Source organism: Paracoccus sp. MC1862 (assembly GCF_016617715.1).
GTDB lineage: Bacteria > Pseudomonadota > Alphaproteobacteria > Rhodobacterales > Rhodobacteraceae > Paracoccus.
On record NZ_CP067225.1, the window covers coordinates 3,269,438 to 3,282,425 of the forward strand.

General features: G+C 67.4%; 11 protein-coding genes. 8 read left to right on the top strand and 3 right to left on the bottom strand.

Annotation, left to right across the window (positions count from 1 at the left end; translation table 11 throughout):
- The first annotated feature begins 1 nt into the window (after position 1).
- From sufB to JGR78_RS16220, 8 genes are read left to right on the top strand one after another with little or no spacing between them, the layout of a single operon-like run.
- Complete coding sequence (gene sufB / locus JGR78_RS16185; protein ID WP_182803384.1) at positions 2-1,528, top strand: Fe-S cluster assembly protein SufB; 1,527 nt, start codon at positions 2-4, stop codon at positions 1,526-1,528.
- Complete coding sequence (locus tag JGR78_RS16190; RefSeq protein ID WP_182803382.1) at positions 1,525-2,565, top strand: glycosyltransferase family 2 protein; 1,041 nt, start codon at positions 1,525-1,527, stop codon at positions 2,563-2,565. The genes sufB and JGR78_RS16190 overlap by 4 nt, the downstream gene beginning before the upstream one ends.
- A 30-nt stretch (positions 2,566-2,595) precedes the next feature.
- Positions 2,596-3,357 (top strand): Fe-S cluster assembly ATPase SufC, encoded by a 762-nt coding sequence (sufC, locus tag JGR78_RS16195; protein WP_182790886.1) that lies wholly within the window; start codon positions 2,596-2,598, stop codon positions 3,355-3,357.
- Between the two features lie 10 nt (positions 3,358-3,367).
- On the top strand, positions 3,368-4,687 hold the full coding sequence (locus JGR78_RS16200; protein ID WP_370576348.1) for a SufD family Fe-S cluster assembly protein: 1,320 nt from the start codon (positions 3,368-3,370) through the stop codon (positions 4,685-4,687).
- Position 4,688: 1 nt separating this feature from the next.
- Positions 4,689-5,177, top strand: a complete 489-nt coding sequence (locus tag JGR78_RS16205; protein ID WP_182790884.1) for a hypothetical protein — start codon at positions 4,689-4,691, stop codon at positions 5,175-5,177.
- The gene (locus tag JGR78_RS16210) at positions 5,174-5,752 is read left to right on the top strand and encodes a YIP1 family protein (RefSeq protein ID WP_182790883.1); all 579 of its coding nucleotides are present in this window, start codon (positions 5,174-5,176) and stop codon (positions 5,750-5,752) included. Before JGR78_RS16205 ends, JGR78_RS16210 begins: the two co-directional genes overlap by 4 nt.
- Positions 5,749-6,960 (top strand): cysteine desulfurase, encoded by a 1,212-nt coding sequence (locus JGR78_RS16215; RefSeq protein WP_182790882.1) that lies wholly within the window; start codon positions 5,749-5,751, stop codon positions 6,958-6,960. The genes JGR78_RS16210 and JGR78_RS16215 overlap by 4 nt, the downstream gene beginning before the upstream one ends.
- 54 nt (positions 6,961-7,014) lie before the next feature.
- A complete protein-coding gene (locus tag JGR78_RS16220; RefSeq protein ID WP_220495364.1) occupies positions 7,015-7,818 on the top strand; it encodes a hypothetical protein in 804 nt (267 codons plus the stop codon).
- Here JGR78_RS16220 and JGR78_RS16225 read toward each other — a convergent pair.
- The 3 genes from JGR78_RS16225 to JGR78_RS16235 all read right to left on the bottom strand — a co-directional run bounded on the left by JGR78_RS16225 (position 7,770) and on the right by JGR78_RS16235 (position 12,912).
- Positions 7,770-9,401, bottom strand: coding sequence for a CHASE domain-containing protein (locus JGR78_RS16225; protein ID WP_182803380.1), 1,632 nt, complete (start codon positions 9,399-9,401; stop codon positions 7,770-7,772). The genes JGR78_RS16220 and JGR78_RS16225 overlap by 49 nt on opposite strands.
- 238 nt (positions 9,402-9,639) lie before the next feature.
- Positions 9,640-11,742: a PAS domain-containing sensor histidine kinase gene (locus tag JGR78_RS16230; protein ID WP_182790880.1), complete on the bottom strand. Its 2,103-nt coding sequence runs from the start codon at positions 11,740-11,742 to the stop codon at positions 9,640-9,642.
- Positions 11,743-11,766: 24 nt separating this feature from the next.
- The gene (locus tag JGR78_RS16235) at positions 11,767-12,912 is read right to left on the bottom strand and encodes an RsmB/NOP family class I SAM-dependent RNA methyltransferase (RefSeq protein WP_182790879.1); all 1,146 of its coding nucleotides are present in this window, start codon (positions 12,910-12,912) and stop codon (positions 11,767-11,769) included.
- Positions 12,913-12,988 lie beyond the last annotated feature (76 nt).

Genomic DNA, 12,988 nt, shown 5'->3' on the forward strand with positions numbered 1-12,988 from the left:
GATGGCCGCTCTGGACATGCCCGAGATCGAAGTCCGCGAAGGCGTCGACCGTGAGACGGTCGAGACCGTCGCCAACATGGGGTCCTACAAATACGGGTGGGAAACCGAGATCGAGATGGAATACGCCCCCAAGGGCGTCAACGAAGACATCGTCCGGCTGATCAGCCAGAAGAACGACGAGCCCGAGTGGATGACCGAGTGGCGTCTGGCCGCCTTCCGCCGCTGGCAGGGCATGACCGAACCCCGCTGGGCGATGCTGAACTATCCCGACATCGACTATCAGGACCAGTATTACTACGCCCGCCCGAAAAGCATGGCGGTGAAACCGAAGTCGCTGGACGAGGTCGATCCCGCGTTGCTGGCAACTTATGAAAAGCTGGGCATCCCGCTGAGGGAACAGGCGATCCTGGCCGGGGTCGAAGGGGCTGATGCGACGCCCGCCGACGCGCGCCGGGTCGCGGTGGACGCCGTCTTCGATTCGGTCAGCGTGGGGACGACCTTCAAGGACGAGCTGGCGAAGGCCGGCGTGATCTTCTGCTCGATCAGCGAGGCGATCCGCGAGCATCCCGAACTGGTGAAGAAATACCTCGGCTCGGTCGTGCCGCCCTCGGACAACTATTTCGCGACGCTGAACTCGGCCGTCTTCTCGGATGGATCCTTCGTCTATATCCCGCCGGGCGTCCGCTGCCCGATGGAACTGTCCACCTATTTCCGCATCAACGCGGAAAACACCGGCCAGTTCGAGCGCACGCTGATCATCGCCGACAAGGGCAGCCACGTCAGCTACCTGGAAGGCTGCACCGCGCCCAAGCGCGACGTGGCCCAGTTGCACGCGGCGGTGGTGGAAATCGTCGTGCTGGAAGACGCCGAGGTGAAATACTCCACCGTCCAGAACTGGTATCCGGGCGACGAGGAAGGGAAGGGCGGCATCTACAACTTCGTCACCAAGCGCGCCGACTGCCGCGAGGCCCGCGCCAAGGTGATGTGGACGCAGGTGGAAACCGGGTCCGCGATCACCTGGAAATATCCCTCGTGCATCCTGCGCGGCGATGAATCGCAGGGCGAGTTCTACTCGATCGCCATCACCAACAACGCCCAGCAGGCCGACACAGGGACCAAGATGATCCACCTCGGCAAGAACACCCGCTCGCGGATCGTGTCCAAGGGGATCTCCGCCGGTCAGGCCCAGAACACCTATCGGGGTCTGGTGACGATGCACCCGCGCGCCACCAACAGCCGCAACTATACCCAGTGCGACAGCCTGCTGATCGGCGACCAGTGCGGGGCGCATACCGTGCCCTATATCGAGGTCAAGAACAGCTCCTCGCGCGTGGAACACGAGGCCACCACCTCCAAGGTGGACGAGGACCAGTTGTTCTACTGCCGCGCCCGCGGCATGGACGAGGAAGAAGCGGTAGCCCTGGTCGTCAACGGCTTCTGCCGCGACGTGCTGCAGGCCCTGCCGATGGAATTCGCGATGGAGGCGCAGAGCCTGGTCGCGATCTCGCTGGAAGGTTCGGTGGGGTGACGCAGGAAGTCGATGCGGATGATAAGCTGCACGCTACGCTGTTCACGGCCGTAAAGAATGAGGCACCGTTCCTTCTGGAATGGATTGCCTACCACAAGGTCATCGGCTTTGACAGGATTGCTATAGTCTCCAATCCTTCGAACGACATGACGAATGAGCTGTTGGACTGCCTCGCTGCTGCCGGCGAGATCATTCACACCGTGACTGCGGTTTCGGATGGCGTAGCTCCGCAGGCTGCCGCTGCCGAAATCGCAAATGCGGAAAATTATATCCGCTCCGGAGATTGGGCAATCTGGCTGGATGCGGACGAGTTCCTGAACATCCATATCGGCGACGGCACCGTCGCTGATCTGGTCAATCATCTCGGCCCACGCCAAGCGATCATCATTCCGTGGCGCATTTTTGGGGATGGAGGAAATGAAACCTTTCCCGGACGTTTCATTTCTGAAAGCTTCATGCTGGCGGCAAGCCAAGACTCGGAAGTCAATCTGAAGGTCAAGACATTCTTCAGAATGAGTGATGCTGTCGTTGGTTTGTCAGGTCACTCTGTTCATCGGCCGCTTCTGGCAGGATCTCTGCCTATCCAGAGTTTCGCCGGATGCGATGGACAGAGCCTGCCGGTGCATAACAGGGTTCACCGAAAGTGGGTCGAAGGTCTGAATCGATCACGGGCATCCAGAATTCCGGCAAATGAACTGAGCTATGAAGTTGCACAGATCAACCATTATTGCGTCAGAACCCCGGAATACTTCGCTATGAAGCGTATCAGAGGTCGCGGATGGGCGGCGTCGCAGACTGGGGAGGCCAACAAGCGGCACAATGCCGAGTTCTACCAGCAGATGAACCGGAATGACTGCGAGGATCAAAGCATCCTCAAGCACGAGGCTGCTGTCTCGGCGGAAATCGAGCGTCTCATGGCGATTTTCGGGGTCAGCGATGCACAGAACCAGGCTTTGCAGAGCGCCATTACTCAACTCCGTCAAGCAACTGCCAGTCACACCTTGCCAGAAGCTGTCAGCAGTGCCGTCCAGCTCTAGTCTGGCCCAACAAGAATAAAGGAGATGAACATGCTGGAAATCGAAAACCTTCACGTGCAGCTTGAGGAAGAGGGCAAGCCGATCCTCAAGGGCGTCACGCTGACCGTGCCTGCGGGCGAGGTTCATGCGATCATGGGCCCCAACGGCTCGGGCAAGTCCACGACCTCCTATGTGCTTGCGGGCCGCGAAGGCTATGAGGTCACGGGTGGCACTGCCACGCTGGACGGCAAGGACCTGCTGGAGATGGAGCCGGAAGAACGCGCCGCTGCCGGCCTGTTCCTGGCCTTCCAGTATCCGGTGGAAATCCCCGGCGTCGGCAACATGACCTTTCTGCGGACGGCGGTGAACGCCCAGCGCAAGGCGCGCGGCGAGGAGGAGCTGTCGGCGGGCGAGTTCCTCAAGCTGGTGCGCGAGAAAGCCAAGGCGCTGGACATCGACGCCGAGATGCTGAAGCGCCCGGTCAACGTGGGTTTTTCGGGCGGCGAGAAGAAGCGCAACGAGATCCTGCAGATGGCCATGCTGGAACCCCGCATGTGTATCCTGGACGAGACGGACTCGGGTCTCGACGTGGACGCGATGCGGCTGGTGGCGGATGGCGTGAACGCGCTGCGCTCGCCCGAGCGCAGCTTCCTTGTCATCACCCACTACCAGCGGCTCCTGGACCATATCGTGCCGGACGTGGTGCATATCATGAATGACGGGCGGATCGTGAAGTCGGGCGGCCCGGAACTGGCGCTGGAAGTGGAACGCAACGGCTACGGGGACATCCTCGCCGAGGTGGCGGATGCCTGAGGCCGCGACCATGACCATCCAGACCCCCGTGATCGAGGGCGCGCCGCGTTCCGCGCCCGCCGACGTTCAACTCGCCGCCCGGCTTGACGCCGCGCCTGCGCCGATGACCGGCACCACTGCCGCTGCCCGCGCCGATGCCTTGGCGCGACTGAAGGCGCAGGGCCTGCCCGGCCCGCGCCATGAATACTGGCGCTATACCGACCCCGCGCTCTTCAACGCTGCCCTCCCCGAGCCTCTGCCGGCCGAGGCCATCGGCGGCGAGCCGACGCTGTTCGCCGATGTGGACAAGCTGCGGCTGGTCTTCACCGATGGCCGCTTCGACGCCGCCGCCTCGGACGACCTGAAGCTGTCGGGAATCGAGATCGCCACGCTGGCCCAGGCCGACGCGCAGCCCGGCCACTGGGTTGGCGAGGCTTACGGCAAGCTGGAAGCGCAGGGGCAAAAGCCCGTCGCGCGTGCCTTCGCCGCGCTGAACACGGCTGTGGCTACTGATGGTGTGGTGATCCGCGTCACCGGACAGGCTGCGCGGCCGGTGCAGGTCCTTTACCGCGTTTCGGACCCGGCGGCGGATGTGATCGTGCATCACATCCTGCGGGTGGAGGAAGGCGCGGACCTGACGCTGCTGGAAAATGGCCTTGTCGGCGCGCGCGGCAACGTGGTGATCGAGGCTGACCTCGCCCCTGGCGCGAAGCTGCACCACATCTCGGCCCACCGCGCCGGGATCGCCCGCGTCTTCAACAGCCACCTGTTCTCGCGCGTGGCCGAGGGCGCCTCGCTGAAAAGCTTCGAGCTGTCGGTCGACGGCCGCCACATGCGGTCGGAATCGGTGATCGAGCTTGCGGGCGACGATGCCGTGGCCCATGTCGCCGCCGCCGTGCTGGGCGATGGTGACAACCTGCGCCATGACGACACCGTGTTCATCACCCACGGGGGTCTGCGCGGCGAAAGCCGGCAGGTCTTCAAGAAGGTGCTGAAGAACGGCGCGACCGGCGTCTTCCAAGGCAAGATCCTCGTGAAGCCGGGGGCGCAGAAGACCGATGGCTACCAGATCAGCCAGGCCCTGCTGCTGGATGAAACCAGCCAGTTCCTCGCCAAGCCCGAACTGGAAATCTACGCCGACGACGTGAAGTGCTCGCACGGCTCGACCACCGGGGCGCTTGACGAAACCGCGCTGTTCTACCTGCGCTCGCGCGGGATTCCGCAGGAACGGGCGGTGGTGCTGCTGGTCCTCAGCTTCCTTGCCGACGCGCTGGAAGAGGTCGAGAACGACGAGCTGCGCGCCGAGATCTCCGGCAGGCTCGAAGACTGGCTGACCGCGAAGGCGCGCTGAGGTGGCGCTGGTCCCGCGCATCCTGCAGACTTGGCGCAGGCCCGGCGCGGCGGTGCGCGGGATGGCCGGCATTTCCGAAGCGGGCCTGCTGGCGCTGCTGCTGGGCACGATGGCGGTCTATTTCGTCGCGCAATGGCCGGCGCACGCGCGGGCGGCGGCGCTGGACCCATCGGTGCCGCTGCAGGCGCGGCTGGGCGGTGCGTTGCTGGCGACGCTGTTCCTGATGCCGCTGGTCGTCATGACGGCGGCGCTGGTGGTGCAGCTTCTCCTCCGCGCCTTCGGCACGCGGATCGAGGGCTTCGAATCCCGCCTTGCGCTGGTCTGGGCGCTGGCCGCGGCCTCGCCCGTCATGCTGCTGCAAGGGTTGACGCAGGGGTTCGTGGGGCCGGGGCCCGCCCTGACGGTGGTGAACCTGCTGGCGGGCGCGGCGTTTCTGGTGTTCTGGATCGCCGGGCTTCGCGCCCTGTCCCGCAAAAGGCACCCTGCATGATAGAACTGATGAGGCTGACCGTCCGCGACCCGCAGACGGGATTCCGGATGCTGCAAGCCAGGCCCTGGGGGCCGGGCGACCGCTGGGCGCTGGTCTTCGCGACCGCCGCGGCCTCGGCCGTGCTGTCCTGGATGGGCGCGGCCCTGATGTCGGGACCCGAGGGCGGGGCGGGGGTGCTGGGGATGCTCACGGCCTCGCCGATCTCGATGGCCTCGGTGCAGGTCGTCTCGGCCGCCTTCGGCGCCTATCTGCTGGCCGAGGTCGGCCGCATCTTCGGCGGCACCGGCAAGTTCGCCGACGCGCTGCTGGCCGTCGGCTGGATCGAGGCGATCATGGTCGCCCTGCAGACCATCCAGCTTGCCGTCACCCTGATCCTGCCGCCGCTGGGCGCGCTGGTCGGCATTGCGACGCTGCTGCTGGCCGCCTATCTGATGGTGGCCCTGACGATGGCGGTGCACGGCTTCCGCAATGCGCTGATGGTGGTGATGGGCATTCTTGGCACGATCATGCTGACCAGCTTTCTTCTGTCCATCCTCGCCGCCACCCTCGGGGTCCTGCCGGGAGCGCCCACATGAGCTTTGACATCACCCGCGTCCGCGCCGATTTCCCGATCCTGTCGCGGCAGGTGAACGGGCGGCCTCTGGTCTACCTGGACAGCGGCGCCAGCGCGCAGAAGCCGCAGGTGGTGATCGACGCGATCTCGGCGGCCTATGCGGGCGAATACGCCAACGTCCACCGTGGCCTGCATTTCCTGTCGAACCTCGCGACTGACAACTATGAACGGGTGCGCGGGATCATCGCCCGCTTCCTGAACGCGCGGGATGAAAGCGAGGTCGTCTTCACCAGCGGCTCGACCGAGGGGATCAACCTCGTCAGCTACGGCTGGGCCGCGCCGCGCCTGCAGCCCGGCGACGAGATCCTGCTGTCGGTGCTGGAACACCACGCCAATATCGTCCCCTGGCATTTCCTGCGCGAACGCCAGGGCGTCGTCCTGCGCTGGGTCGAACCCGAGCCCGACGGCAGCCTTCCGCCCGAAAAGGTGCTGGCGGCGGTGGGACCGAAGACGCGGCTGATCGCCGTCACCCATATGTCCAACGTGACCGGCACGGTGGTGGACGTGGGCGCCATCGCGCGGGGGACGGACGTGCCGGTGCTGGTCGATGGCAGTCAGGCGGCGGTGCATATGCCGGTGGACGTGGATGCGCTCGGCTGCGATTTCTACTGCATCACCGGGCACAAGCTTTACGGCCCCTCGGGTTCCGGCGCGATCTGGATACGGGCCGAGCGGCAGGCCGAGATGCGCCCCTTCTTCGGCGGTGGCGACATGATCCGCGAGGTGTCGCGCGATGCGGTCAGCTACGCCGACCCGCCGTTGCGCTTCGAGGCCGGCACCCCCGGCATCGTCAACCAGATCGGCCTTGGCGCGGCGTTGGAATACTTGATGGGCCTGGGGATGGACAACATCTCCGCGCATGAGGCAGGTTTGCGCGACTATGCGGTGGAACGTCTGGGCGGGCTGAACTGGCTGCAGATTCAGGGAACAGCGCCGGGCAAGGGCGCGATCTTTTCCATGACCATGGAAGGGGCGCATGCCCATGACATCGCCACGATCCTCGACCAGCGCGGCATCGCGGTGCGGGCGGGGACGCATTGCGCCATGCCGCTGATGCAGCACTACGGCCTTGCCGCCTCGGCGCGCGCCAGCTTTGCCATGTACAACACCCGCGAGGACGTGGACGCCCTCGTTTCGGGGCTGGAATTCTGCCGCGAGCTGTTCGCCTGACAACGGTTTCTTAAGCCTGCCCTGCTATCCCCTCCTCATATTCGGGGGTGGCTGATGCGGTTGGGTTGGGTTCTTGCGCTGCTGTTCCTGCCAGCGCCGGCGCTTGCCGCGCCCGGCCCGGCAGATCAGCCGGCGGCGGTCTGCGAATGGGCGGCGATGACGGCGGCGGCCGAGATGGGGGTGCCGCCCGACATCCTCGGCGCGCTGACCCTGACCGAAACGGGGCGGCGGCGCGGCGACCTCGTCCGCCCCTGGGCCTGGAGCGTGAATGCCGAAGGCGCGGGAAGCTGGTTCGACGATCCGGCCGAGGCGCTGGCCTTCGCGCAGGACCGCATCGAGCAGGGGCGGGTGAACCTCGACATCGGCTGCTTTCAGTTGAACTACCGCTGGCACGGCGAGAACTTCCCGTCCGTGGTCGAGATGTTCGACCCGCTGGAAAACGCCCGCTACGCCGCCCGCTTCGTCCGCGACCTTCATGCCGAGACGGGCGACTGGCGGCGGGCGGCGGGCGCGTTCCATTCGCGCACGACGGTCCATGCGAACCGCTATCTCGCCCGCTTCGACGAGTTGCGGGCGACATTCAAGGCGCAGGGGTTCCAGGGGATGACCGGCGCGCCGGAAACCTACAACAGCTTCGCCATGGCCGCGCCGGTCGCGCCGGAAAAGGTGGCGCGGGCGCGGCAACGCTTGACGCTGCTGGGCGCGCCGGTGGGGTCGGAAAGGACCGGCTCGCCGGGATCGCTGGCGGTGGTGGGGCGCGGGCGCGGCCCGCTGATCGGCAGCAGCCGGGGCAGCCTGCTGGCCATGGGTCAGGGGCCGGAGGAACCAAAGGCCGAGGCGCCATCCGAGCCGCTGTGACCCGCCAGCGCCAGGGGAAAGGCGATGGTGACGACCATGCCGTCGGACCCGAAGGCGCGGGCGAACGCGCCGTTCAGGTCGCCCTCGATCAGCGCATGGATCAGTTGCGACCCGAAGCCGCCATTTCCGTTCTGGTCCTCACGGCCGGGCGCCGGGCTGGCGTCCGGTTCGTTCCACCTCAGCACCAGCCAGTCGGCGCCGGCGCGCCGTTCAACCGTCCAGTCGATGCGGATCGTCAGGTCGTCCGAGTTTTCCCCGTATTTCATCGCGTTGGTGCTGAGCTCATAGGCGACCAGCCCCAAGGCCTGCGCCTCGCGCCCGTTCAGCCGCACCGGCGGGCCGTTCAGCATCCCTTCGGCCTGCGCGGCGGCAACGACGCCGCCGACCTCGGCCCGCAGCAGTCCGGCAAGTTCCGCAGATCCCTGATCGGTGCGGTTCACGGCATCCTGCGCCTTGGCCATCGCCGACAGCCGCGCCCCGAACACGCGCCCGAATTCCTGCAGGTCCGGGGCCGAGCGCATCGTCTGCCGGGCAATCGCCTGGATGCGGGCCAGGTGGTTCTTGATCCGGTGCTGCATCTCGCGCAGCAGCAGCGTGCGCTCATCGGCCTCGCGGGCGGACTGAACGGCGCGCAACTCTGCCTCGCGCAGCGCGCGCATGAAGTTGCGCGTGGCGCCGGTCACCGCGATCAGCAGCAGCAGCGACAATGCCCCGACCATCAGGCTGGCCGTGCGATCGTCCAGCCCCAGAAAGCCGGGGGCGGGAACCATCGTCAACTGCCAGTTCCGCCCGGCGATGGCGATCTCGCGCGTGGCGGCGCGGTTCAGCAGGCGGGCGGGCGCATCCTCGGGGATGTTGTCGAACAGCGGCTGGCCGGGCGCCTGCCGGTCCATCGTCCGCAGCGACAAGGGCAGGTCCGGCAGTTCGGCCAGAACCGCGTGATGCAGGTCGCCGGCGCGATAGGGCGCATAGACCCAGCCGCCGTCCCGGCCCTCGCGCATCCCGAACAGCCCGATCCGGGTGGGGATGTAGATCAGGAAACCCGCCTGCTTTTCGGCGGTGATCTCCTGCACCAGTTCCACCGGCCCGGTCGCCTGCGCCTCGCCGCTTTCAAGGGCGGCGATCATTGCCTCGCGGCGCACGGATTCGGCGAACATGTCATAGCCGATCGCCTGCCGGTTCCGAGCGTCCATGGGTTCGAGCATGGTGATGGGGCCGACAAGCGGCTGGTCGCTGCCCGGACGCGCAACCGCCGGCCAGCCGTGGTTGGCAGAGATCCGCTCAAGGGCCGGGCGCTGGAGGTCCGCCGGCAGCAGCGCGGCAAAGCCGATCCCCTGGATGCCGCGATAATCGCTTTGCAGTTCCAGCCCTTCGACATAGCGGCGGAATTCTTCCACGGAAACCGGCTGGTCCTGCGCGTCGAAGTAGCTGCGCGTGCCCCGCAACAGGGCGACATGCTGGATCATCCGCTGCTCGATCCGGCCCGACACCAGATCGGCAAGCCGTTCAAAACGAAGCACGGCCGCCCGGTTTTCCAGCCGGACAGTAAAGGCGGTCAGGCCGATGCCAAGCGTCAGAGTCACGAAAACCGCGCACAACATCAGCAAGGTCTGGCGCGTGGTTGTCATGGTATGTTCAGAACGCGAAGGCCGATCCAGGAATGCGACAGGGCCTCGCGGATAAGCCAGCGGCGGCTTTGCCCTTCCCTACGATGGGGCGGGGAACCTGTCCAGCGGCTTCTGAGCGGCCGCGCCGTTCCCGGCCAACAGCCGTCCTGCCTGGCCGCAGTGATCGCAGCCCCGCATTGAACCGGCTGGCTCCCTAGGCGTCGGGAGGGGCGCCATCGGTGGGCCGGGCCGGGGCCATGCTGCCGGCGAGATGACTTTCCACGGTTGCGACGAGTTCTGACAGCGAAAAGGGCTTCGGCAGGAACAGGGCGTTGGGAATGGCCATGTTGTTGTCCGACAGGGTCGCGTCCATGTAGCCCGACATGAAGATCACCCGCGTGCCCTCGCGCGCCTGCAGGGCCATACGGACCCAGCCGGGGCCGTCAAGGCCCGGCATGACCACGTCGGTGAGGAAGATGTCCACCCGCAGCGCCGCATCCGACAGGATCTGAAGCGCCCGTTCTCCGCTGTCCGCCTCGATCACGTCAAAGCCGTGCAGCCGCAGGGCGCGCGCCGCGAAGGCGCGCACCGGGGCCTCGTCCTCGACCAGCAGCACGGTGCGGCGGTGGTCCTCGCCGCTGCGCGGGGACGCCGGGCTTGCCGCGGCCGGCGCGGGCCTTTCCGCCGGACGCGGCCGCTGGGCCGGGAAATACAGCGCAAAGATCGTGCCTTCGCCCGGAGTGCTTGTGCAGAAGATGTATCCGCCGGTCTGCTTGACGATGCCATAGACGGTCGAAAGGCCAAGGCCAGTGCCCTCGCCCTGTTTCTTGGTCGTGAAGAAGGGGTCGAAGATCTTGTCCAGCGTCTCGGGCGGGATGCCGCAGCCCTGGTCCGAGACGGTGATGCGGACATACTCGCCCTGGGGGATGCTGGCCCCTTCCAGCGTCAGCCCGGTGCGGAGCCTGACGTTCTCGCTGCGGATCGCGATCTCGCCGCCCTTCGGCATGGCATCCCGGGCGTTCACGGCGAGGTTGATCAGCACCTGTTCGAACTGCCGCCCGTCGGCCCGGATCGGCCGCAGCGAGGGGTCGTTGGTGACGGTGACGATGATCCGCTCTCCGACCAGGCGGTTGAGCAGGTGGCTGAGGTCCGACAGGACATGGCGCAGGTCGATGATCTCGGGGCTGAGCGTCTGCTTGCGCGAGAAGGCGAGCAACTGCCGCACCAGCGCCGCCGCGCGGTTGGCGTTCTGCGAGATCTGGTGCAGGTCGGCGTAATCGGGATCGGTGTTGTCGCGCCGCAGCATCAACAGGTCGCAATGGCCGGTGATCGCGGTCAGAAGGTTGTTGAAGTCATGCGCGATGCCGCCGGCAAGCTGGCCGATGGCCTGCATCTTCTGGCTTTGCACGAACTGCGCTTCCAGCGTCTTGAGCGCGCTCACGTCCGTCAGCACCGCGACGATCCGGTCGATGCCGGGGCTGGAGGCAAGCGTCACCTGCAGCGCGCGTTCGACATCGCCGGTGCGGGTCTGCAGCACCTCGCCGCGCCCGGTGTCGCGGCCCTCGCGGACCTCGGCCAGCCAGTCCCCCAAGGGACGGCCGGGCCCCTCCAGCAGGTCCCCGAGAAAGGTTCCGGGGGCGATCGGACCCAGCAGCGCCTCGGCCGCCAGATTGGTGGTCAGCACATGGCCATCCGGGTCGAGGTCGAGGAGGGCAATGGGCACCGTGCGGTAATCGAGGCCGATGCCCGCAGCCGTCGCGGCAGGTTCGGGTTGCGGCGTCTCGATGCGCCAGAACTGCAGCGTGCTGTCGGGAATGCGCCGCGCGTCCAGGATCAAGCCATCGCCAAGTGGCAGTTGCACGGGCCTGCCGTCGGCGACGCGCGCCAGCAGCGCCGCCGCAGCCGCCGCGGGGTTCGCGCGGTGGCCGGCCAGCAGCGCCGCCGCATCGCGCCCCGTCAGGTCCCGCAGCCGTCCGGCCGGTGCTGACTGGCCCCGGATCGCGCCCTCGGAATCGACGATCCAAGCGCAGCCCGGCTCGTCCGCAAGGGTGACACGCGCCGCCCGGACCTGCCGGGCGACCGAAAGCTGATCCAGCAGCCGCCGCCCCGCGATCATCCCGCCCAGAAGATACCAGGCGACTGCCACCGTGCCTGCAATCACGAGAACGCGCGGGGGCACCGCCGCCGGCGCCAGCGCCAGCCACAGCGCCCCGAGCACCACCGGCAGCATCAGGACCGGCACCGCCGCCAGCCTGCCCGAGGACAAAAGCCCGCCCTGCTTCATTCCCGCCTCGTCACCCGATTCGCGCCCGACCATAGCGGGCCGGAGGTTAACCGTCGTTTAACAGACAAGCAGCGCGTGGAAGAAACCGTCGCTTGCGGAAATCGGCGTCAGGGTCGCCGCGCGCCTGAGCGTGAAATCAGGATGCGTTTCAAGGAAACGCGCGACTTGATCCTCGTTCTCGCGGGCGAAAAGCGAGCAGGTCATGTAGGCCAGCATCCCGCCCGGCCGCACATGACGCGCGGCGCGGTCGAGAATCGCGGCCTGCGTCTCGGCCAGCCTGTCCAGATCCGCGGGCGTCAGCCGCCATTTCGCCTCCGGCGTCCGCCGCCACGTTCCCGAGCCGGAACAGGGCACGTCCGTCAGCACGAGATCATGAAGGCCATCCGGCACCTCCGCGATCCTGACTCTCACCCCGGCGCGGGCCGCGCGGGCCGGAAGGTCGCGCATCCGTCCCAGCGCGGCGTCCCATGCCGTCACCCGCGCGCCGCGCGCCGCCAGCGCCAGCGCCTTGCCCCCGCCCCCGGCGCAGAAATCAAGCGCGGTGGTCCCTGGTGCGATCGGCAGCGCGGCGCAGGCCATCTGGGGCGACAGGTCCTGCAGCTCGACCAGCCCCTCCCTGTAGGCGGCCGAGCCCTGGATGCGCCGCTCGCCCTCCGTCGCCCGCAGGGCCGTGCCGCAGCGGGGATCGGGTTCGGCGGCGATGCCGTCGGCTGCGAGCGCTTGCCGGGCCTCGGCCGCGGTCGTCCGGGCAAGGTTCGCGCGCAGCCACACGGGCGCGCGGTCGCGCAGCGCCGCCGCGACCGGAACGAACCCGCTGCCGAGATCGGCTTTCATTGTCTCGGCGATCCAGTCGGGCAGGTCAGTCACCTCTGCTTCCGTCGGCGCCCGCCCGCCCGCCCGTTCCGCCACCGTCAGGGGTGCGGGCGCGTGGCCTTCGCCGGTGAAGATCGTGTCGGGATTGGTGCCGGTCTCGCGCAGGGCGCCGAGGACCAAGCCACGTCCGCTGTCCGCGCCTCCCAAGGCAGCACGGCTGCGCCGGCGCCGCAGCGTGTCATAGACGATGTCGCGCACCGCGGCGCGGTCGCCCGATCCGGCGAAGCGACTGGCACGGGCCCAGCGGGTCAGTTGCGCCTCGGAAGGCTCTCCCTGCAGGATCGCGTCGAGGATCTGGATGGCCGCGGCGGCGCGGGCGGCGGGGGTCATCGCCGGAACCCGGCGGGCAGGGGCGGTGGAAGGTGCATGGCGCGAGAATACCGCGCCGAAATCCGGCCACAAGCGG